The sequence below is a fragment of the Paenibacillus endoradicis genome (genome assembly GCF_024721975.1).
The window spans coordinates 1,178,501-1,200,297 of sequence record NZ_JANQBB010000001.1 but is presented as its reverse complement, the minus strand read 5'-3'; the positions used below and the strand labels follow the sequence as shown (position 1 = coordinate 1,200,297).

At 38.2% G+C, this 21,797-nt stretch carries 22 protein-coding genes; 18 read left to right on the top strand and 4 right to left on the bottom strand.

Annotated features, from left to right (window positions below):
- The first annotated feature begins 408 nt into the window (after positions 1–408).
- The 12 genes from NV377_RS05625 (at position 409) to NV377_RS05570 (ending at position 13,854) form a co-directional block, all read left to right on the top strand.
- Entirely contained in the window at positions 409–2,085 is a 1,677-nt protein-coding gene (locus NV377_RS05625; protein WP_258200170.1) for a peptide ABC transporter substrate-binding protein, read from the top strand.
- A gap of 100 nt (positions 2,086–2,185) precedes the next feature.
- A complete protein-coding gene (locus NV377_RS05620; protein WP_258200169.1) occupies positions 2,186–3,106 on the top strand; it encodes an ABC transporter permease in 921 nt (306 codons plus the stop codon).
- Positions 3,107–3,118: 12 nt separating this feature from the next.
- Positions 3,119–4,051, top strand: coding sequence for an ABC transporter permease (locus NV377_RS05615; protein WP_258200168.1), 933 nt, complete (start codon positions 3,119–3,121; stop codon positions 4,049–4,051).
- A gap of 11 nt (positions 4,052–4,062) precedes the next feature.
- Complete coding sequence (locus NV377_RS05610; RefSeq protein ID WP_258200167.1) at positions 4,063–5,094, top strand: ABC transporter ATP-binding protein; 1,032 nt, start codon at positions 4,063–4,065, stop codon at positions 5,092–5,094.
- 2 nt (positions 5,095–5,096) lie between these two features.
- Positions 5,097–6,056: an ABC transporter ATP-binding protein gene (locus tag NV377_RS05605; RefSeq protein ID WP_308860062.1), complete on the top strand. Its 960-nt coding sequence runs from the start codon at positions 5,097–5,099 to the stop codon at positions 6,054–6,056.
- Between the two features lie 61 nt (positions 6,057–6,117).
- Positions 6,118–7,497, top strand: a complete 1,380-nt coding sequence (locus tag NV377_RS05600; protein ID WP_258200165.1) for a TldD/PmbA family protein — start codon at positions 6,118–6,120, stop codon at positions 7,495–7,497.
- An 11-nt stretch (positions 7,498–7,508) separates the two neighbouring features.
- Positions 7,509–8,876 (top strand): TldD/PmbA family protein, encoded by a 1,368-nt coding sequence (locus NV377_RS05595; RefSeq protein ID WP_258200164.1) that lies wholly within the window; start codon positions 7,509–7,511, stop codon positions 8,874–8,876.
- 18 nt (positions 8,877–8,894) lie between these two features.
- Positions 8,895–9,518, top strand: coding sequence for a helix-turn-helix transcriptional regulator (locus NV377_RS05590; RefSeq protein WP_258200163.1), 624 nt, complete (start codon positions 8,895–8,897; stop codon positions 9,516–9,518).
- Between the two features lie 19 nt (positions 9,519–9,537).
- A complete protein-coding gene (locus NV377_RS05585; protein ID WP_258200162.1) occupies positions 9,538–10,017 on the top strand; it encodes a RidA family protein in 480 nt (159 codons plus the stop codon).
- Positions 10,007–11,173, top strand: coding sequence for a MalY/PatB family protein (locus tag NV377_RS05580; protein ID WP_258200161.1), 1,167 nt, complete (start codon positions 10,007–10,009; stop codon positions 11,171–11,173). The genes NV377_RS05585 and NV377_RS05580 overlap by 11 nt, the downstream gene beginning before the upstream one ends.
- Positions 11,174–11,206: 33 nt before the next feature.
- Positions 11,207–12,616, top strand: coding sequence for a Sapep family Mn(2+)-dependent dipeptidase (locus tag NV377_RS05575; RefSeq protein ID WP_258200160.1), 1,410 nt, complete (start codon positions 11,207–11,209; stop codon positions 12,614–12,616).
- Complete coding sequence (locus NV377_RS05570) at positions 12,613–13,854, top strand: aminopeptidase (protein ID WP_258200159.1); 1,242 nt, start codon at positions 12,613–12,615, stop codon at positions 13,852–13,854. The genes NV377_RS05575 and NV377_RS05570 overlap by 4 nt, the downstream gene beginning before the upstream one ends.
- 146 nt (positions 13,855–14,000) lie before the next feature.
- On the opposite strand, the gene NV377_RS05565 is transcribed toward NV377_RS05570, so the two are convergent.
- Entirely contained in the window at positions 14,001–14,987 is a 987-nt protein-coding gene (locus NV377_RS05565) for a YpdA family putative bacillithiol disulfide reductase (protein WP_258200158.1), read from the bottom strand.
- Positions 14,988–15,068: 81 nt separating this feature from the next.
- Positions 15,069–16,151, bottom strand: coding sequence for a tyrosine recombinase XerS (gene xerS, locus NV377_RS05560; protein ID WP_258200157.1), 1,083 nt, complete (start codon positions 16,149–16,151; stop codon positions 15,069–15,071).
- Positions 16,152–16,296: 145 nt separating this feature from the next.
- Here xerS and NV377_RS05555 point away from each other — a divergent pair, with 145 nt between their 5' ends.
- From NV377_RS05555 to NV377_RS05545, 3 genes are all read left to right on the top strand, one after another.
- Complete coding sequence (locus tag NV377_RS05555) at positions 16,297–16,998, top strand: DsbA family oxidoreductase (protein WP_258200156.1); 702 nt, start codon at positions 16,297–16,299, stop codon at positions 16,996–16,998.
- 94 nt (positions 16,999–17,092) lie between these two features.
- Complete coding sequence (locus tag NV377_RS05550) at positions 17,093–18,169, top strand: lactonase family protein (protein ID WP_258200155.1); 1,077 nt, start codon at positions 17,093–17,095, stop codon at positions 18,167–18,169.
- A gap of 63 nt (positions 18,170–18,232) precedes the next feature.
- Entirely contained in the window at positions 18,233–18,451 is a 219-nt protein-coding gene (locus NV377_RS05545) for a cold-inducible protein YdjO-related protein (protein ID WP_258200154.1), read from the top strand.
- Positions 18,452–18,543: 92 nt separating this feature from the next.
- Here NV377_RS05545 and NV377_RS05540 read toward each other — a convergent pair whose 3' ends face one another.
- Together NV377_RS05540 and NV377_RS05535 are read right to left on the bottom strand one after the other, a co-directional pair.
- Positions 18,544–18,858, bottom strand: coding sequence for a DMT family transporter (locus NV377_RS05540; RefSeq protein ID WP_258200153.1), 315 nt, complete (start codon positions 18,856–18,858; stop codon positions 18,544–18,546).
- Complete coding sequence (locus NV377_RS05535; protein WP_258200152.1) at positions 18,858–19,235, bottom strand: DMT family transporter; 378 nt, start codon at positions 19,233–19,235, stop codon at positions 18,858–18,860. Before NV377_RS05535 ends, NV377_RS05540 begins: the two co-directional genes overlap by 1 nt.
- A gap of 210 nt (positions 19,236–19,445) precedes the next feature.
- Here NV377_RS05535 and NV377_RS05530 point away from each other — a divergent pair, with 210 nt between their 5' ends.
- The 3 genes from NV377_RS05530 to NV377_RS05520 all read left to right on the top strand — a co-directional run bounded on the left by NV377_RS05530 (position 19,446) and on the right by NV377_RS05520 (position 21,784).
- A complete protein-coding gene (locus tag NV377_RS05530; protein WP_258200151.1) occupies positions 19,446–20,327 on the top strand; it encodes a radical SAM/SPASM domain-containing protein in 882 nt (293 codons plus the stop codon).
- Positions 20,328–20,843: 516 nt separating this feature from the next.
- The gene (locus NV377_RS05525) at positions 20,844–21,299 is read left to right on the top strand and encodes an OsmC family protein (protein WP_258200150.1); all 456 of its coding nucleotides are present in this window, start codon (positions 20,844–20,846) and stop codon (positions 21,297–21,299) included.
- Between the two features lie 62 nt (positions 21,300–21,361).
- The gene (locus tag NV377_RS05520; RefSeq protein ID WP_258200149.1) at positions 21,362–21,784 is read left to right on the top strand and encodes a hypothetical protein; all 423 of its coding nucleotides are present in this window, start codon (positions 21,362–21,364) and stop codon (positions 21,782–21,784) included.
- The last annotated feature ends 13 nt before the right edge of the window (positions 21,785–21,797 follow it).

Sequence of the window (21,797 nt, the reverse complement as noted above, 5' to 3'; positions counted from 1 at the left end):
ATTTAGGCCTTTTTTTATGCATTTTTTCAACAGTTAGATCTTTATTTTTCGTAGTCACTGTTGATGTTTTGGTGAGTGATAATCGCTCCATAAATTGGTGTATCGATGATAAGTTGGCAGATTTCCCATAACATCACTCGATTAAATGGTATTACCATGAAACATATTGTTAATTTACAACTTTACTAAAAAAAGTAAATTGTATCAAGGGAAAGAGTGCAAATAATTGATCAAATAGTTAAAGCGAAAAATAGCAATAATTAAACAATAAGTTGACAGTTTGTTGCAATGATTGTGTAATAATATTGATAATACAACAAATATATATTTTAAATTAAACTATTTGTCAAATTATTAATTACGATTATAATGTAAATGTACTTTATAAATGATACTGGAGGGATATGGATGAAGAGAGGATTTTCAAAGCTGATTACATTGTTGATGATCAGCGCACTTTGTTTAACTGCTTGTACAGCTACGACAAATAACAATAATGGTAGTAAAGCAGGCGATTCAAATATTTCAACAAACGGTACTTCACAAGAACCAAAAATGTTAACTTACGCAATGTCAAAAGAACCTGGTACGTTGGACAGTAGTAAAAGCCAAGATGATTTGTCTAATGAGATCTTATTCCACATTAGTGAAGGTCTAGTTCGTAGCTATGATAGTAAAATAATTCCAGGCATTGCTGAGACATGGGATATTTCAAAAGATGGTCGTACATATACATTCCATTTAAGAGAATCATTATGGTCTAACGGTGACCCAGTAACTGCAGCAGACTTTGAATACTCTTTCAAGCGATTCATTGATCCTAATACTGGTTCTGCATTTGTTGAAACATTGTATGGTGTTGTGAATGCGGAAGCATTCAACAAAGGAGAAATCACAGATAGTAATCAAGTGGGAATTAAGGCATTGGATGAATATACACTTGAAATCACACTTGTTGAACCCATTCCATTTTTCCTAACAGTTCTTGGAGCTAATTCTTATTTCTATCCTGTTAAGCAAGATGTAGTTGAACAATTTGGAGATCAATATGCAGCAGATGAAACTAAATTGATTACAAATGGACCATTCACACTTTCTAAATGGACGCATGAATCTGAACTTGTTATGGTTAAAAACGAAAACTATTGGGATAAGGATAACATTAAGTTAGATGGTATTACTCAACTAATTATTCCAGATGGTAACACTGCTGCAAGTATGTATGATTCAGGTCAATTGGACTACTTAGCAGATATTGCTGCAGCTTTAATTGCCAAATACCCTGATGCTCATTCGGCATTAGCAGGTGGCGTGCAAATGTTACAATTCAATGTTGATGGATATAACGAAGAAACTGGCAAAGTGATGTCTAATAAAAACTTCCGCAAAGCATTAAGTTATGCCGTTGATCGTCAAGGTATAGCAAATGCTGTAGCAGCACTTGGTACACAACCAGCAAATCGTTTTGTATTACCTACAACACAAGCGGCAAATGGTCTGTACCATGATGAATATACATTCTCAGGAGTACCATCTTCTGCACAACCTGAACTAGCGAATGAATATTTAGACAGTGCACTTGCTGAATTGAATATGACAAAAGAACAACTTCCAAAACTTACTTATGTAGCAATGGAAGGTAAACAAAAACTTTACTCTGAAGCTCTTCAAGATGCTTGGAGTACAGTGTTAGGTTTGAAAAACATTGAAATTACAGTATTACCGACTCCACAAGCGATTCAAGCAACAATGAACCGTGAGTATGATATCTATGTTCAATCTTTAGATGCTTCAGAGGACGCATCTTCTATCCTTGATTATTGGGTAGCTAACGGTAGTATTAACTGGACAGGTTGGAACGATGAAACTTATACAATAATGTATAACACAGCCATGGCACAAGTTGATCAAGAGCAACGTTTTGCAGGTCTGTTCGCTGCAGAACAATATTTATTTGATAATGGTCCATTAGAGCCATTCTTATATCCGGGTGTTAGTTATATTTACAAAGATTACTTAACTGGTGTTATTAAAGCAGCGCAAGGCTCACCATCGCAATTAATTTATGCAGACATCAATAAGTAATTTCATAGTTTTATAGAATAGAGGGGGCATTCCATCGCTTCGCAACGATAGTTGCCCTCTCTTTCTCTGTATTATTTTCAATTCCTGTGGAGGTGAGTACATGCGTAAATACATCATTAAACGAATATTGATTTCATTACTAACGATATGGCTACTAGCAACGGTTTCGTTCTTTTTACTTCGGTCCCTTCCAGGTAATCCCTTCCAGACAGAAGTGCTTTTATCTGAAGAAGCCCAACAAAGAATGATTGAATATTACGGTTATAATGAGCCACTGCACCAGCAGTATCTCAAATATATGGGAAATCTTTTACAAGGTGATCTAGGATATTCACTGAAGTATGTTAATCGGTCAGTAAACAGTATTATTAGTGATTCTTTCCCAGTATCTGCGGAGTTAGGATTGAGAGCTCTTGCGATTGCGTTACCTATCGGATTATTACTTGGAGTGATCGCTGCGAGAAGACGGGGAAAAGCTGCTGATTATTTATGCGTGTTTGTTGCGGTTATCGGGATCTCCGTTCCAAGTTTTATCGTTGGGACATTACTGCAATATTCATTCAGTGTAAAGCTCAATTGGTTCCCAGTTGCACAATGGAAGGGACTTGAATATACCATTCTACCTTCGATAGCGATGGGATTAGGATTACTAGCAACGCTTACGAGATTAATGCGCGCAAGTATGTTAGAAGTTACGACGCAAGACTATATTAAAACAGCAAAAGCAAAAGGTTTGAATGAAAGACAGATTGTATGGAGGCATCAATTACGCAATTCAATGTTGCCTATCGTTACTGTACTAGGACCGCTCGTTGCCAATGTATTAATGGGAACATTTGTCGTAGAGCAAATCTTTGCTATTCCTGGCTTAGGACTTCATTTTGTACAATCGGTACAATCACTTGATTACACTATGGCATTAGGATTGACGGTATTTTTCGGAGCATTCCTTGTTACCGCTAACTTTATCGTTGACCTCGTATACGGATTCATAGATCCCCGTATTCGTGTTGCGGATTAAGGGGGCTAAGCAGTGAGTAATGTAGATAGAACAAATGTCGTTGATTCACGATTCGAGATGATAGGCATTGTTGATTCAGATCATAAAATTAGTGCGAGACCGAGTATTTCTTATTGGAAGGACGCTCGAATTCGACTAGTTAAAAATAAAGTAGCAATGTTTGGCTTAATTATTATAGTGGCAACTATTATTATGTCACTTATTGGTCCTTGGCTCACACCATATAGTTATAACCAGACGAATCTAATGAATATTAATGCACCTGTATCCTCAGAACATTGGTTTGGAACGGACACATTAGGTCGAGACCTATGGGCTAGAATTTGGATGGGTGCTCGAGTATCACTTGCAGTAGGTATTGTTGGAGCTATATTGCCTAGTTTGCTAGGGATGGTTATTGGTGGTATCTCAGGATATTTCGGCGGTAAAGTTGATATGATTCTAATGCGAATTACTGATATTGGAATGTGTGTACCTCAATTAATTTATGTCATTCTTATTATGATTTATTTCGGTTCAGGACCTATTCCCATCATTATGGCATTTGCCATTACAGGATGGATGGGATCAGCACGTAATATTCGTGGACTTGTATTACAGTTGAAAGAACGCGAGTTCATTCTTGCTTCCAAAGCATTAGGTGCTTCATCAATGAGACTTATTTTCAAACATCTTATTCCGAATACATTAAGTATTCTAATCGTTAGTATGACGATGGCTATTCCTTCGGCAATTTTTTATGAAGCATACTTAAGTTTCATTGGTATTGGAATTAAGCCTCCGATGTCAAGTTGGGGTCAGCTTGTGAACAGTGGAATTTCAGTATTTCAAATCTATCCAAGTCAGTTATTTATACCTGCTGCACTTATAAGTTTTATTATGCTTTCATTCAATTTGTTCGGTGATGGCTTACGAGATGCACTTGATCCGAAACTACGTAACTAGGAGGAGATAGCATGCAGAAAATATTAGAAGTCAATAATTTAGCTGTCTCTTTTGATACTTACGCGGGTGAAGTACAAGCGGTAAGAGGCGTAACCTTTCATCTAAATAGTCAAGAGACGCTTGCGATAGTAGGGGAATCTGGTAGCGGGAAAAGTGTAACCGTTCAAACAATTATGAAGTTGTTACCTAATCCACCAGCACGGATTAAAAATGGAACGATTAATTATAATGGCAAAGAGCTGACGAAGTTAACAGATAAGCAAATGGAACGTATCCGTGGTAAAGAGATTTCTATGATATTTCAAGATCCAATGACTTCATTGAATCCAACGATGAAAGTAGGGGATCAAATCATTGAAGGAATTAAGAAACATGAAAAAATCAATCAATCAGATGCTGTAGCGCGTGCATTAGAAATGCTGACGATGGTTGGTATCCCAAGCCCCAAAGAGAATATGGCACGCTATCCCCATCAATTCAGTGGTGGTATGCGACAACGTGTTATGATCGCGATTGCTTTGGCATGTAATTCTAACGTATTGCTAGCAGATGAACCAACGACAGCATTAGACGTTACGATGCAAGCACAAATTCTAAGATTAATGAATGATTTGAAGGATAATCTAGGTACAGCGATCGTCCTTATTACACATGATATGGGTGTAGTTGCACAAATGGCTGATCGGATCGCTGTTATGTATGGTGGGAAAATCGTTGAGACGGGCACTGCAGAAGATATTTTCTATAATCCTCAACATCCATATACATGGGGCCTACTGCAGTCAATGCCTAGTCATAGTAAGCCAAGAGGTGGCAGGTTGTCTGTCATTCCAGGAACGCCGCCAGATATGTTAACACCGCCTAAAGGCTGTGCCTTTGCTGCAAGATGTCTTTACTGTATGAACATATGTAAGGAAGTTGATCCAGAACTCACTCTTATTGTTGGTGAGCATCAATCTGCATGTTGGTTACAAGATCCAAGTGCACCTAAAGTAGATCGACCTAAGCTAGATCATGCTGCAAGGCAACTAGGAGGTATGTAATGATGGTAAACTCCAATCAACCGTTGCTAGAAGTGATCGAACTTGAGAAACAATTCTCGATCGGCGGGGGAAAATTCAATAAAGTGCTAGATAAGATTAGTTTCTCAATTGATCGTGGTAAAACACTAGGTCTAGTGGGTGAATCTGGATGTGGAAAAACGACAGTAGGTCGAACTGCATTACGCTTGTACAATGCTGACGGTGGAAAAGTTATTTTTGATGGCATCGACGTTCACAAAAGCAATCGAAAACAATATAAACAGCTTACTAAAGGAATGCAGATGATATTTCAAGATCCTTATGCATCACTTAATCCTAGAATGACCGTTGGTGATATTATTGCTGAGGGGTTAGAGATTCATAAGCTTCATCGCGGTAAAGCGAGAACGGAGCGCATCCACGAATTGTTGGGAATGGTAGGGTTAAATCGTGAGCATGCTAGTCGTTTCCCACATGAATTTTCCGGTGGTCAAAGACAAAGAATTGGTATTGCACGCGCTTTAGCTGTTGAACCTGAATTTATCGTATGTGACGAAGCGATTTCCGCACTAGATGTTTCAATTCAAGCACAAGTCATTAACTTACTAATGGATTTACAAGAGCAACTAGGGTTAACGTATTTATTCATATCTCATGATCTCAGTATGGTGCGTCATATTTCTGATCATATCGCGGTCATGTATCTTGGAAATATGGTTGAAAAAGCCGAGACGGATGAATTATACAATGAACCATTGCATCCCTATACAAAAGGACTGCTTTCTGCAATACCAACACCAGATCCAATCTTTGAGAAACAACGTGAACATGTGCTGTTATCTGGCGATATTATGTCTGCAGCTAGCAAGGAAACGGGTTGTAAATTCAGTAGTCGGTGTCCGATTGCTTCTGAGCAATGTGTTGTCAAACCAGAACTTCGTGAAGTTCGTCCAGCGCATTTTGTAGCTTGTCATATGGTATAGCGATTGTTTAACAATATAATGATACGAACTTATTCAAGATATAGAAAGAGGTGCACATCACATGATATCACGTCAATTAGCAGAAGAAGTTATACATCTGGCATTGTCCACTGGTGGAGACTATGCCGAGGTGTTTGTAGAAAACACAATGAAAAATACGATGATATTAACGAATGGAACGATGGATTCAGCGGTTACTGGTCAAGACTTTGGTGCATCTGTCCGTGTACTTCGTGGTACTGAATGTGTATATGCATACACCAATGATGTTTCTAGAGCAGCAATGCTGGAACTAGCGAAGAAAGTGGCTCATTCGCTAACAGGTATAAGTCAACATAGTGGAATCACATTAGTTGAACGTTACAATGTCAATTATTCACCAACATTAATTGTACCTTCATCAATGCCCACTAGCATTAAAGTTGATTTTATGAGAAAAGCCTATGAAGCAGCAAGAAGTTATAGCGACAAAATTGTTCAAGCTGTCATTACTTATAAGGATATGGATCAAAAGATACTTCTAGCAACAAGTGAAGGCTATTTCGGCGAAGATCGTAGAATCTATACTAGCTTTGCTGTTCGTGCAGTAGCCAGCGATGGAACAATGAGTCAAACAGGCAATCATCGTGCTGATATTCAAGGTGGATTAGAGCTGTTCCATATGTTTTCACCAGAGAAAATTGGTAGAGATGCGAGTCAGACCGCTGTGACGATGCTCTATGCAGATGCGAGTCCAGTAGGCGAATTACCAGTCGTGATCGCTAATGGCACAGGAGGGATATTCTTCCATGAAGCGTGTGGACATTCGCTTGAATCTAGCTCTGTTGCACGAGGTGGGTCGATCTTCTCCAACAAGATTGGAGAGCGGATCGCAACGAGTAAAGTTACAGCTTACGACGATGGTACGATGCCGGGCGAATGGGGAACATTGAATGTAGATGATGAAGGATTACCTTCAACGAAAAATCTACTTATTGAAGATGGCATATTAAGAGGCTATATGATCGATAGATTGGGTTCAAGAATGATGGGAATGCCTCCTACTGGTTGTGGTCGTAAAGAATCTTATCGATTCAGTCCAACATCACGTATGACGAATACGTATATTGCTCCGGGTACAGACGAAGATAAAGATATTATTGGCAGCGTTGAGTACGGCGTGTACGCGAAGTTATTTGGCGGTGGTACTGCCAATCCACAGACGAGTGCATTTAACTTTAGCGTACAAGAAGCTTATCTAATTGAGAATGGTGAAATTACAAAACCTATTCGTGGGGCAACAATAATGGGAATGGGTGTAGAAGCATTAATGAATGTTGAAATGGTAGGTAAAGACTTAGCTTTTGATGGTGGTTTATGTGGTGCTGCAAGTGGAAGTTTACCAGTTTCGAATGGACAACCTATGATCAAAATCTCAAAACTGGTTGTTGGTGGAAAATAGGAGGAGTTGCAATGATGAATTTTGATCAGTTTCGTGCTTATATTTTTGAAGAAGCAGCGCAGTCTGGATTTACAGATTGTCAATTGAACTATGTAACTGGAACTTCAACTTTAATGACAATTCCAAGTGGTGAACAATATAGTATCAAAACTGGTGTTGCATTTACAGGTACAAAAAATGGATCATCGGCAACAGCCTATTCAGAATTGCTATCAGAGCAATCCGCACATTTCCTACTAGCAGCAGTTTCGAATAATATTGAGGCGATTGGTGGAAAACCGTATCTTTATTATGATGGTTCAGGGCAGTATGAGACGCTTCAAGAGCGCGATGAACGAATTGAAGATGTCGAGTTAATTAAAGAGTTGCATCAAAATATTGTTAATGAGGTTAATAGTTATAGTAACCTGCAAAAAACAACAGGCGTATTACATGCGAATAGTTGTACGATTCGCATCGTGAATACAAAAGGACTTGATGTTAGTCATCAGATGAACTATATCTATTGCACTTTATATGTTGTAGCTGAGCAAGATGGACAGTTGAAAAACTCCCTTATTTATCGCGGTGGTTCAACGATTGAACATATTGATGTTAAAGGTATGGTGTTATCTGGATATCGTAAATCCTCAGGATACTTTGGAGCAGAGCAAGTGACAACAGGAACGTATAATATTATGTTCCCAAATGATACCGCTTCGTTATTTGTTCAAGGAATTTCCGTATTTTTCTCAGCTGCTTCGGTGTTGAATAACATTTCTAATTTGAACGATAAGATACAACAAAAAGTAGCAGAAAATTGCGTAACGATAATCGACGATCCCCATGACTATCATGGTGTGTTTGTTTGGCCGTTTGACACGACTGGACATCCTTCAACTAGGAAAGAATTAGTGAATAAGGGAATACTACAAACGTATTTACATGACACAGAAACATCGCAACAATTCCAAGATCATCAAGCTACTGGCGGTAACTACTGGCGCTTGGATTATAATTATGCTCCGAAAGTATATCCATCTAATTTCTCAATTGCCCAAGGTGAGAGTAGTGAAGAAGAGATGTTTGCCGCACTAGGGAATGGATTATATGTGACGGATGTTACGGCTTATTTCCATGGTGCAGGAATCAATGCGATTTCAGGTGAATATTCCATTCCAGCTACTGGATTTGTTGTTGAAAATGGAAAAATCGTTAGGCCGTTTGATGGTGTGACGATTGCTGGTAACTTATATGAATTTTTGCAAAATATCGAAATGGTTGGAAACGACTTTATATATGGCTTGCCAACGAGTTTCAGACCAGGTGCGCCAATGGCATATGGCTGTTATGGTTCACCTTCATTATTAGTAAAAGGAATTACAGTTTCAGGTAAATAAAAGTGTGGAGGCAGTTAGATGAATAGAGATGAAGCTTATTCATTCCTCGATCGCGTAGCTAAAGGACTTGCAGAGACTTTTGGTAAACAGTGTGAAACTTTAATCCACGACATGAATGTAAAAGGAAACCCGATACTGTCAATTTACAATAATGAAGTTACAGGCCGGGAAGTAGGTTCGATTGTTGATGTATTAGGTTCAACTAAAGATATGAATGAAGTGTTGAAAGAAGTAGATTTTATTAATCATCTCGCAATTACACCAGACGGCAGGCAAATAAAAAGTTCTACCTTTCATATGATTGGGGAAGATTATAAGTTTGCGTTAGGGATTAACTTTGATTTCTCTGAGTTAGTACAAGCGAATCGCTTATTACTGAACTTGATGAATGTTGGCGGTGATTTGCAAAGTGCCATATCCCAAGCTGGTGAAGGTATGGTAAGTACTTTATTTGATGAATGCTTAGCAGTTATTGGAAAGCCAGTTGAAGATATGAATAAACGGGATCGCATGAAATTAATTAAGCTACTTAAACAGAAAAATGTGTTCGATATGCATAAATCTGTACCATTTGTTTCGGAGAAATTGAAAGTTTCAAGATACACAATCTATAACTATTTGAATGAGATTGAAGAAGAATAGAATTCTTTTCGGAGGACATATGAACATAGAAGAACGAATTGTAAAACTTGGAATCAAAATTCCTCCTAACTCACCACCTGGTGCTTTATATGTTCCTGTGAAGCAAGTTGGTCAAGTACTATATGTATCAGGACAAGTACCGATGATTAACGGAGTACCAGTGTACACTGGGAAAGTGGGTACTGAACGCTCAATTGCTTACGCACAGGATGCTGCGAGATTATGTATAACAAATATGGTCGCAGCACTAAAATACTATACAGGCAATTTGGATGATATTAAAGGTTGTATCAAATTAATGGCTTTCGTAAGTAGTGAAGTAGGTTTTGACCAGCAACATATTGTGGTCAATGCTGCTTCTCAACTACTAATGGATATTTTCGGCGAAGAGGGTAAACATGCTCGCTCAGCTGTAGGTACGAATCAACTTCCAATGAATGTAACTGTTGAAATCGAAGGAATATTCGAGTTAAGAGAGCAGGGAAGTTATGAAGTATAATTTCGATCAGTTAGCCGTTCGAGAATCATTTGGCAACATGAAGCATATTGAAACACCAGCTACTGTAATGGAGCGGGATGGGATTACTTTTTGTGGTGCTGAAATGGATTTCCCTACAGCTCCTGTAGTCATCGAAGCCCTAACAAAGCGCGCAAAAAATGGCTTATACGGTTACACGCTTGCTGATCAAAAATATACAGACAGCATCATATCTTGGATGAGACGCAGACGCAACTGGGAGATACAGAAAGAATGGATTGTGCCAACGAATGGTACATTGCATGCAATAGGATCATGTATTAAAGCATTTTCTAACGAACAAGACGGCGTAATTATTCAGCCTCCAGTGTATATGTTATATGAGCGAGTGATTACGACTAATAATCGAACGATTGCAGTGAATCAACTACGTTACGAACAAGGCTTATACTGTATAGATTTTGAACAGCTAGAAGAGTTAATGTCAGTTCCTTCTAATAAAATTATGATTATTTGCAATCCTCATAACCCTGTATCGAAAGTATGGAATGATGTCGATCTTTCAAGAATCGTTCAGTTGGCAATCAAGTATGATGTAATGCTAATTAGCGATGAAATATTTGCTGAAATTGTATTCAAGGGAAATGAGACAACTCCTTTATTAAAAATAGAGCATGCTAGAGATATATCAGTCGTCTTAACTTCGATTGGTAAAAGTTTTAATTTCACTGGCTTTAGTCATGCCAATGCGATTATCTCATCAGATCGCATTCGTGAGAAGTTTCTTGCACAACGACGCATTGATCATTATGGAAGTATGAACCCATTTATCCGTGATGCGATTATAGCAGCTTATGACGAAGGAGAAGCATGGTTTGATGAAATGCTACAGTATGTTAGCAAAAACATTGAATATGTTGAACAATTCTTCCGTAATCATTTCCCTGACGTAACGGTTAGTCCAATTGAGGGTACTTATCTAGCATGGATTAATTGGAATAACTTATTGCTTAATAATGAACAGCTCGAAAGCTTCTTACTAGAAGAAGCTGCACTTGATCTTGATCAAGGCTGGCATTTTGGAATGGGCGGATCAGGTTTTACTAGAATCAATCTAGCAACTCCTCATGAGCAACTTGTGAAGGCATTAGCACGATTAAAACTAACACGATCATAATTTGTATTATGTAAACATAATTCGAGGTGAATAATGGTGAAAGCACAAATTGAACAATACTTTGAGAACAACTATGATAAGTTTCTATCACATATTCAAAAGCTAATCGCTGTGCAAAGTGTGAAGGGAGAAGCTACTGAGCAATTTCCATTCGGAGAAGGTCCTGCTGAAGCACTTCAACTCACATTGAAAATGGCTGATGAATTAGGATTACTAACTACGAATCATGAAAACTATGTAGGTACAATCAATTTGAACGAATTACCGTCAGAATTAGGAATACTTGTCCATGTTGATGTTGTTGGCGAAGGAACGAATTGGACTAAGCAACCATTCGGCGGCGAGATCGAAGAAGGTAAAATGTACGGTCGTGGTGCAAGTGATGATAAAGGTCCTACGATTGCATCTTTGTTCGCTCTAGCGGCAGTGAAAGAACTTGGCATCCCATTGAAATCAAATGCTAGATTAATAGTTGGAACGGATGAAGAAAGTGGTTGTGCCGACACGAAGTATTACTTCCAGAAAGAGCAGCCTCCTACTTATGTATTTTCGCCTGACGGAGAGTTTCCGGTAATCAATACGGAAAAAGGGGGTCTGCGAACTTCGTTCAGTGGAAATTTTAGCGAGGAAACACAATTACCGCGCATCGTAAGCGTTGAAGGTGGATACCGTGTTAATGTTGTGCCGCCTAACGCCCAAGCAGTAGTAGAAGGACTAACCATCGAACTTATTTCACCGCTTGCTGAGCAAGTATCATCGGAAACGGGAGCTTCTATAACTTTAGTGTCACATGAAGGCAATCTCATTCAGATTAATGTAGAAGGTAAGGGAGCACATGCCTCTCTGCCGCATAAAGGAATAAATGCAGTAACAACACTGTTGTCACTACTTGTACAACTGCCATTTGCAGATTGTGCTGCTTTCCGTGCATTGAAAGGTGTCAATGACGTATTCCCACATGGGGATTATTATGCGGAGGCTGCTGGATTGAAGATGGAAGATGAGAAATCAGGCCAATTAACAATGAATTTTGCTATTTTCAAATTCGCTCCAACTTCTTTATACGGTTTTATTGATAGTCGTGTTCCTATCTGTGCAACAGAGGATAATACGATGCATGTACTTGCTAATTCGCTTCAGAAATACGATGTTGAATTGAAATTAGGCGGATTCTCGAAAGCACATCATACTCCTGAAGATACTGACTTTGTCAAAACATTGCTAGCTAACTATGAACAATATACTGGTAATGAAGGGTATTGCCAGCATGTAGGTGGTGGGACGTATGTACATGGTATTCCAGGCGGAGTCGCATTCGGTTGTACCATGCCAGGAGTAGAGACAAATATTCATGGTGCGGACGAATACATCATCATCGAAGATATAATTACGTCAGCTAAAATTTTCACAAGTGTCATTATTGATATTTGTGGTGAAAAATGATGAAGCTGTCAAATGAAATAGTAAAGCAGTTAGCGGAATATGCTAAACTCATTGTCACACGTGGCGTTTCTTTAGAACGTAATCAATTGTTAGTCGTCACATGCAGTTCTGATACGTTGTACTTTGCTAAAATCGTTGCAAGTGCTGGTTACGCTGCAGGAGCAGGTGATGTGCAGATCAGGTTGGAAGACGAGGGGTTAAATGCGCTACGAAATCAATATGCGACGGAAGAACAACTATTGATTCAATATCGTAATCAAAGTAGTTTGAATGAACAATATATTGAGTCTAAAGCATGTTTTGTTCGATTAATTGCGCCAACTGATGATGTTATTGCTTTAACGGATGAGCGGGAATTACTATTGTCTAATATAGTAAAATCTATTCGTAAACCGTCCTTAATAGATCAGTTTGCATTTGTTGTACGTAGACAAGCTTCGCCTGTAGCGACGATCGCATGGGCTGAGAAGGTATTTCCTCTTCTACACGGGGAAGAGGCATTCGCTAAGCTTTGGGAGACTATATTCCATATTACTTATTGTAATAGTAATAACTCTATTGAATCATGGGATAAACATATCGCTACGCTGCTCAGTAATAAAGCTAAACTGAATGCTCTAGATATTAAAAAGCTAATTTTCATTAATGAATTGGGAACGAATCTTGAAGTAGAGCTTGCAGATAATAATCAATGGTTTGGTGGCAATTGCTTTGATATTGAAGGCAAAGAATTTTATCCAAGTATACCTACTGAGGAAATATTTGCAGCACCACATCGCCTTAAAGTGACTGGTGTCGTCTATAATTCTATACCGTTGTATTTGAATAATGAGTGTATCGATGGTTTTCAGCTGACGTTCTCAGGTGGAGAAGTTACTAGTTTCGATGCAAAAGTAGGAAAGAAGCATTTGGCAGCGTTACTAGCTACTGATGAAGGAGCTCGAAGACTTGGGGAGGTAGCGCTTGTTCATAATGGCTCTCGGCTAGCTGAGCAAAACCTACTATTCTATGAAACATTATGTGATGAGAACAGAACATGCCATATTGCACTTGGTGCAGGTTATCCGGGTTGCATTGTAGATACGGATCGTAGTCGTAATAACTTGCTCTCTAAAGGGTTAAATCAATCTGCAATCCATGTCGATTTCATGTTCGGAACACCCGATATGATCGTTACAGCGCTATTGGCAAACGGTGAAGAGAAAGTGATTATGAACAAGGGTGAGTATAACTTGTGAAATTAATTGCTTGCATAGATGATTCTATGATCTAGTGGTTAGTTTTTCAAATTGAGTGATCTGAACAATTCGTTAATATAAAAATAGACCATAACAGCCAAGATGTTGGTTTGTTATGGTCTATTTGTTATGGTCTATTCATGCAGTTAATCCAATTTGTACTTTTGTTTTAGATGAGCTGCAATTTTATTGCCATGGTAGCGTCCGGATTCAATGAAAATCTCATTTGCATCTTCTTTGCGAGAAACAACGACGCCAGCAAGATAGATACCTGGAACATTACTTTCCATCGTCTCCTCATTAAAGGTTGGATGCCCTTCTGCTTCAATGGTAACTCCAGCAGTAGTAAGGAATGGTTGATCGGGATGGAAGCCTGTCAGCGCTAGTACAAAGTCGTTTTGTAGCGTCACTACACCTTCTGAAGTGTTTACTTCGATATGATACTTCGATATCGATTGAACTTGAGATTGTAATAGTAGTTGAATCGATCCTTTTTCCACTTTCGTTTCGAAGATAGGACGTACCCAAGCTTTGACACTTCTAGATAATTCAGCACGACGATAGATAACCGTTACATGTGCGCCAACGCGCTCAAGTTCTAACGCTGCATCGATAGAAGAGTTACTACCACCGATAATGGCAACGTTAAGTCCAGCATAAGGATGTGCTTCGCGGAAGAAATGACTTACTTTAGGTAAATCTTCTCCCTCAATGCCAAGCAAGTTAGGATGATCGAAATAGCCAGTTGATATGACCACATGATCAGCACGATATTGTGAAGGTTCATTATATTGATCAACCGCATCAAGAATAAAGTGGTTGTCAATCTTTGTGATTTTTGTAATGGATGTATAAGGCTTAATGCGAAGCTTGTGACGCTGTGCAGCCATACGATAATAGTTTAATGCTTCGAGACGAGAAGGCTTATCGTTTGGTGAAGTGAATGGAATATCACCAATTTCCAATCGATCAGCAGTACTGAAAAAATTCATATATGTAGGGTATTGTGAGATTGAATGAACGACATTACGCTTCTCGATAATAAGAGGCGTTATGCCAACTCGTTGTAGCTCTATTCCTGCTGCCAGCCCACAAGGACCAGCTCCAATAATAATCGTATGTTCGGTAATCATATAATCCTCCTAAAACTTTTTGTGGCTTCTAGTTGCTGCTTCCTCTAACTTTCTTGATCTATTGTACTCTTTCTGAAGACGTTATTCCAGAGAGGAGCGATCAATCGCTTCTGCCATCGTTTTATCGGTTAAGTGAGCGTATATTTGAGTCGTTTCGGGTGATGCATGCCCTAATTGCTCTTGAGTTTTATATATATCATTACGTAAGTAATAATCTGTAGCAAAAGAATGACGTAATTTATGTACCGATAAGTATGGTTTTCCAAAATGCGTCGCATACTTAATAACCATAGCTTGGATCGCTCGCTTCGTCATTCTCGATCCTTCATTTTTCCCATTAGCAATTGCCAGAAAAAGTGCTTTTTCTTTTCTCGGTGCTTTGTAGCGGGATTCACGAAGCTCGAGATAAGCTTTCATATCTTCAATTGCGGCTTGACGGAAATAGACAGGTGATTTAAACGACTCATCATTGTCACCTTTGCGAAATGCATAACAAAGTTTCTTCTTAAGATCTATATCATCTACATTCAAATTTACAAGCTCTGATACACGTAAGCCTGAGTGGAGGATGAGGCTTATAATACATGAATCACGAACCATATTTAACTGATAAGAATAAATAGCTTGTTTGTTGCTTATAACCTCATGACCATAATCTACTCGCACAAAAGATAGAAACTCATCAATTTCATTTTCTTGCAGAAGTTTTCCTTCAAGCTTGGCAGCCGTATCTTTTGGTTTATGTGTACGTTTAATTGCAACTTTAGCCATTACATTACGTTTCAAAAGCGGGTAAAAGTCATCATCTTCAGCAATTTGACTTAAGTAGTGAAATAGAGAACGAAGTGACGACAGTTTGCGTTGAATCGTTGTACGACTATTTCGATCTTCTTTGTATGTAGAGAGATACATTTTGTAGCCATCGACCGATTCCATTTTCAATGTTTCTAATTCAAGTAATGTGATCTCGTTCATCTTGGTGGCTTCAGACAAACCTTCCGCTATTATCCAATTGAAGAAGGTCTCGTAATCTCTTGTATATTCTAATAAGGAAGATGGTGATAAATCAGGTAATTTATATTGAATAAATTGCTCAACATACCAAGGCATAAGAGGAATTCGTCGATCAAGATCAGAACGATCTTTTTGTTTTAGTATATTCAAGTTTCTCATACCCCCTATTATTTGTTATGTCAATATTGTACCAACAGAATTAGTGCGGTACAATGATTTAAGCTTAGTTCGTAACGGATCGGAAACAGGATTAGTTCGGAAAGCTCAAAAAAATAAGCCGCAGGAGGTGTTAGAAATGAAAGTTGAAATTTGGTCTGATTTTGTATGTCCATTTTGTTACATTGGTAAAACGAAATTTGAGAGTGCTTTAGCACAATTTGCTCATAAGGATAAGGTCGAAGTCATATATAAATGTTTTGAACTTGATCCAGGTAAACACGCTAAACAATTAACAATTGCATCACTAGCGAAGAAATATGGTATGACTGCGGAAAAAGCAAAGGAAATGACTCAAGGTGTAGCTAATCAAGCTGCAGAAATAGGTTTACGCTTTGAATTTGAGAATCAGTACAATGCTAACACTTTTGATGCCCATCGTTTATTGCTTCTTGCACAAGAACAAAATATTGCATCAGCTTTTGTATCCATTTTATTTGCAGCACATTTCACAGATAATGTAGATATTGAAGATCATGCTGAACTAATAAAGCTAGCAGTACAAGCTGGACTCTCTGAAGAAGAGGTTCAAAGCGTACTATCTTCTGATCAATATGCAAGTGATGTTAGAGCAGATGAGCAGCAAGCTAGTAATCTTGGTATTAGTGGTGTTCCATTCTTTGTACTTAATAATAAGTATGCAATTAGTGGTGCGCAACCACAACATGTATTCTTGAATGCATTAGAACAAACTTGGGCTGAGACTAATCCAACATTAGTTAATATTCAAGGTGATGACGAAGTTGGACTATGTGGTCCAGATAACTGCGAAATCAAGTAAATTTGAATAATAAGTCGAAGAACATGCCTTTGAGGTACTTTTTATATGCATCAAGTATCTCGAGCAGTAATAAAAAGTTTTAGGAGGATTATTCGTGTCTAAAGTAAATGTGTACGTAGGTTCATATGCAGAAACCCATGAAAGTGGTGTAGAAGTATTTACACTAAATGAGCAGACAGGACAATTAACGAAAACAGACCAGTATGTTGGTCTGAAAAATCCAACTTTTCTTAATGTAGATGTTGCGAAGAAGCAATTATACGCGGTTTCTGAAATTGTGAATGCAGATGGTACGAAGTCTGGAGAAATTTCACATTTTTCATTAGACACGGAAGCTGGCACATTATCATTAGTAGAAAAAAAGGCTACCGTTACTGGCACGACTTGTCATGTCGCGCGTGATCAACAAAGTAAATATTTAACAGTGACAAGCTATCATGGTGGCATGATTGGTCTAATTGCTTTGCAAGAAGACGGTTCTCTAGGTAATGTATTAGATGTTGCTCAACATAGCGTGACGACAGTTGATCCAGAGCGTCAAGATAATCCAATACCTCATCCACACTCTAGTTTCTATAGCCCAGATGGTAAATATCTATATGTACAAGATCTTGGCCTAGATGGAATCGTTGGATATAAGGTAGATCAAGCGAATGGTAAATTGATTAAAGTAAATGTAACGAAACTTGCAGATGGTGCAGGTCCAAGGCATCTAACATTCCATCCAAATGCTACTTATGCATATGTAATTAATGAGTTGAATTCAACAGTAACTGCTTTCAAGTATGAGGCATCAACTGGTACTTTATCTGAAATCCAGACATTATCTACATTACCTCCAGACTTTACTGGTGAAAATGGTTGTGCTGAAATTACAATATCTGCTGATGGTAGATTTGTATATGGCTCTAATCGTGGACATGACAGTATTGTTGTATACGAAGTAGATGCGAATGACGGAACATTAACTACAATTCAGCATATTTCAACTGCTGGAGGTCATCCGCGAAACTTCGCTATAACACCTAGTGGTGAATACTTATTAGTGGCAAATCGTGATGGTAACAACATTGTTACTTTCAAACGTAATTTTAGTAATGGCTTACTAGAGAACATCGGTGTAGAAGTACACTCTTCAAAACCAGTATGTGTCGTTCCAGTCATCGTGTAAAATAAAAAAAACATAAAAACAACAAGTTGAAAATCAACTGTAAGTGAAGGGACTCATCCAAGCGTGTCAACTACGAATACAACATCCGAACTTAAACCAACTAAAATTTTAAAATGTAAAAATGCTGAATGTAAAGCATGGGTTAGAGAAGAATTTGCTCAAGAGGATCAAACTTGTCCGATCTGCAAAGGACCTATGATGAGAAGTATGCGTCATCTACCTGCTGTACAGAACAAAGTACCACGTCAACCACGTAAACCAAAAAATGAATTTGATATTTAAAATATGATGAAAAGGCTGGTCGTGCTCAATTAAGAGCACGACCAGCCTTTTATAATGATAACCATAGTTAACCACATGAATTATTAATGATATTAACTAACTAGTTTTAAGCCAATAACTGAAGCTATGATGACCGCAATACATACAAGTCGAGCTATACTTTTGGATTCTTTATAGAAGATGATACCAACAACAGCACTTCCTGCGGCACCAATTCCTGTCCAAACGGCATAGGCAGTACCCATTGGTAACTGCTCAAGTGCTAAAGTAAGGAACAAAAAGCTTAGACCAAAGCCTAAAGCCATAAATAAAATATTAACGGCATTAACTTTCTCGTTGAGTTTATTAATACCTGCTACACCTACTATTTCAAATACCCCAGCGATAATAACGAATAACCAACTCATTATTTGCCCTCCTTAGCACGTGCAGTATCCTGTTGCTCTGTGGAAGGAGAATCATGAGTTACTAATTTCAAGCCGATAACCCCAATAAGTAATGTACATAGTAGAATGATTTTTGCTATATGCACAGGTTCTCCGAATACAACCATTTCCGCCACAACTGTTCCTGCAGCGCCAAGTCCGACGAAAACAGCATAAGCCGTACTTGCTGGTAATTTACTAGAGGTAAGGATAAGTAAATAAAAACTAATGATAATGGCTATTGTAGTACCAAACCATTGAAGTGGAGTAGAGGAGTATTTCAGTCCAGATACCCAAAACACTTCAAATAATCCTGCAAACACGACTAAAGCCCAATATTTATTTTCTGATTTTTTCAAGATTAATCCAACCTTTCTCTCTGACTTACCGTAGACGGTTATGTGTATTTTGTAAGCCGTCATGGATGAAATTACAACAGGTGCAATTATATCAATCAATGAATGTTGACGCAATGATTGTATAAAATAACAAAATGTGATGCGAATGAATATTTTCTATCATTTATGATATGATGGATGTATCTAATATAAATGAAGAGGATTGTACATATGAAACGATTCAAAAAATTTTATATAGAAACAACGAGTATTTGTAATCTATCATGCTATTTCTGTCCTCCAACTGAGCGTGCGAAGGGCTTTTTGTCGGTGGAGGATTATCGTCATACTTTATCACAAATTAAGCCATTTACTGATTACATTTATTTTCATGTGAAAGGTGAACCACTACTACATCCCAAAATTGATATTTTACTAGATATAGCATATGAAGAAGGATTCAAAGTTAACATAACGACGAATGGCACACTTATTAATAAAAATAGAGAGAAGCTGCTTGGCAAACCAGCCCTGCGGCAGATGAACTTTTCATTACATAGTTTTGATGGCGATCCCGGAAATCGTGATTTGAAAAAGTATTTAGCAGATATTTTAGCTTTTGTGGAAGAAGCTAGAACAACTACGAAAATGATTACCTCATTCCGTCTATGGAACTTAGCAGAAGATAACGAAGTAAATATTGAAAAAGAACGAAATCGTGAGCTATTGGCAATGATCGAATCAGCGTTTCAATTAGATTATAAAATTGAAGAATACTATTTACCAGGAACAGGATCAGGTCTTAAAATTGCTGATCGAGTCTATTTGAATCAAGATCCACAATTCCGCTGGCCAGCACTTGACGAGGAAGAAGATGAAGGTGTTGGCTTCTGTCATGCCTTGCGTAATCAAGCTGGAGTTCTTATTGATGGTACAGTGATTCCTTGCTGCCTTGATGGTGAAGGTATCTTGAAGCTTGGTAATGTTCATGAGCAAGGATTTGAGGAGATCATTGAGGGTTCGCGAGCAACTGCTATTTACGATGGATTTTCTAAGCGACAAGCTGTTGAAGAGCTTTGTCGCAAATGTGGTTACCGTAAGCGATTTGGATAGCAGACTATAACAAAATTAAACTTATGGAGTTTAAGATTGTGGATAGGTCAGATGGTTCATGTATTGGATACAATAAAAACTAGAAATCCCTTAGAGATCACAGTGTTTGCCATTGTGGTCTTTTTACATTTTAAAGAAGATGAATTTTAGTTAATGGCATTAATAATCGTTTTGAGTCGTAAGTAACTAAGAGCAAGAAGAAATGTAGGTGAAATTTGGAACAATAGGTACGAGTGCAACTGGTAGTCCATACATTCATGGTAGTGAGAATCTAACAAGATGTTAATCATATACACGTGAATTAAATACTTTTGAAGTATCAACGTCCTTAATTGTTGAAGTTCTTTAGTGCAGAGTGTCGAAATTTTTCTTACTGTAACGATGTGGTATGATGGAATGAATAAAAATCTGTTGGAAAATCAAATTTCACATTAAATGGATACCATATAGATTGAACTAAAATAATTTACAGTATATTCGGGCTTGATCCGGAGATCATTGAAAGGAATGAGTGAGATGAAACATCCTTTTCATCTGAAAGCGGTATGGAATGGTGGACGTAACAGTGAAGGACAAATAGAAGCAGGTGGGTTAAAAACAATAATCTCAATTCCGCAAGAAATGGGAGGTCCAGGAACAGGTACTAATCCTGACGAAATGCTCTTGGGGGCAGCGTCGACCTGTTATCTAATCACCCTGGCAGCGATGCTTGAGCGTTCACATATTACACCACAAGGTCTGACTCTTGAGTCTGAAGCGATTGTGGATGTAACGAATAACGTGTTTACTTATGAACGGATCGTTCATAAACCACTAATTGTACTCCAAGCGGATGCAACAGAGGCTGATTTGGCGAAGGCAGAACGGCTGGCACATTTGGCAGAAGAGTCCTGTATGATCTCCAGAGCATTAGCGGGTAATGTCTCTATAGAGACACGACCTATTATTGTAAAAGAAGGGCTTATTAGTTGAATATATGAAATAATTATTCTAAGGAACATATACTAGATATAAAATAAGAAGGGAGCATCGGAATGATACAACTGTTTGTAACGGTCAAAAGCATAGGTAAGCGTAAAGCTGCTCTTACACGTCTTCCAATTGAGCTATTACATAAACCTCGAACATTAAGAGAGTTAATAGAGGCTTTAGTAGAGTGGAATGTTCAGGGCTTGATGGAGCGTCAGCAAGCGCAATCCATTTTCCCTTTTTTGAATGAGCAAGAGGTACGAGAAAGGGCAGACAATGGAAAAGTTGGCTTTGGTGCCATCTATCATGAGGGCAAACCCAATCTAGCAACTGCAATTGATACGGCTATACTTGCCTACACGGATGATTTGTATCGAGTATTTATAAATGATGAAGAGATAAAGTTGTTGGATGAGTCTCTATCATTAAAAGGCGATGATGAGATAACTTTAATTCGACTTACAATGTTAGCTGGAAGTTACTGGTGAAGGGAGTCTGGGA

Coding starts and splice junctions, on each gene's coding strand:
- NV377_RS05585 (WP_258200162.1), top strand. CDS start 9,538: ATGAACATAGAAGAACGAATTGTAAAACTTGGAATCAAAATTCCTCCT.
- NV377_RS05520 (WP_258200149.1), top strand. CDS start 21,362: ATGATACAACTGTTTGTAACGGTCAAAAGCATAGGTAAGCGTAAAGCT.
- NV377_RS05625 (WP_258200170.1), top strand. CDS start 409: ATGAAGAGAGGATTTTCAAAGCTGATTACATTGTTGATGATCAGCGCA.
- NV377_RS05605 (WP_308860062.1), top strand. CDS start 5,097: ATGGTAAACTCCAATCAACCGTTGCTAGAAGTGATCGAACTTGAGAAA.
- NV377_RS05580 (WP_258200161.1), top strand. CDS start 10,007: ATGAAGTATAATTTCGATCAGTTAGCCGTTCGAGAATCATTTGGCAAC.
- NV377_RS05530 (WP_258200151.1), top strand. CDS start 19,446: ATGAAACGATTCAAAAAATTTTATATAGAAACAACGAGTATTTGTAAT.
- NV377_RS05600 (WP_258200165.1), top strand. CDS start 6,118: ATGATATCACGTCAATTAGCAGAAGAAGTTATACATCTGGCATTGTCC.
- NV377_RS05620 (WP_258200169.1), top strand. CDS start 2,186: ATGCGTAAATACATCATTAAACGAATATTGATTTCATTACTAACGATA.
- NV377_RS05610 (WP_258200167.1), top strand. CDS start 4,063: ATGCAGAAAATATTAGAAGTCAATAATTTAGCTGTCTCTTTTGATACT.
- NV377_RS05540 (WP_258200153.1), bottom strand. CDS start 18,858: ATGAGTTGGTTATTCGTTATTATCGCTGGGGTATTTGAAATAGTAGGT.
- NV377_RS05575 (WP_258200160.1), top strand. CDS start 11,207: ATGGTGAAAGCACAAATTGAACAATACTTTGAGAACAACTATGATAAG.
- NV377_RS05525 (WP_258200150.1), top strand. CDS start 20,844: ATGAAACATCCTTTTCATCTGAAAGCGGTATGGAATGGTGGACGTAAC.
- NV377_RS05590 (WP_258200163.1), top strand. CDS start 8,895: ATGAATAGAGATGAAGCTTATTCATTCCTCGATCGCGTAGCTAAAGGA.
- NV377_RS05570 (WP_258200159.1), top strand. CDS start 12,613: ATGATGAAGCTGTCAAATGAAATAGTAAAGCAGTTAGCGGAATATGCT.
- NV377_RS05565 (WP_258200158.1), bottom strand. CDS start 14,987: ATGATTACCGAACATACGATTATTATTGGAGCTGGTCCTTGTGGGCTG.
- NV377_RS05555 (WP_258200156.1), top strand. CDS start 16,297: ATGAAAGTTGAAATTTGGTCTGATTTTGTATGTCCATTTTGTTACATT.
- NV377_RS05595 (WP_258200164.1), top strand. CDS start 7,509: ATGATGAATTTTGATCAGTTTCGTGCTTATATTTTTGAAGAAGCAGCG.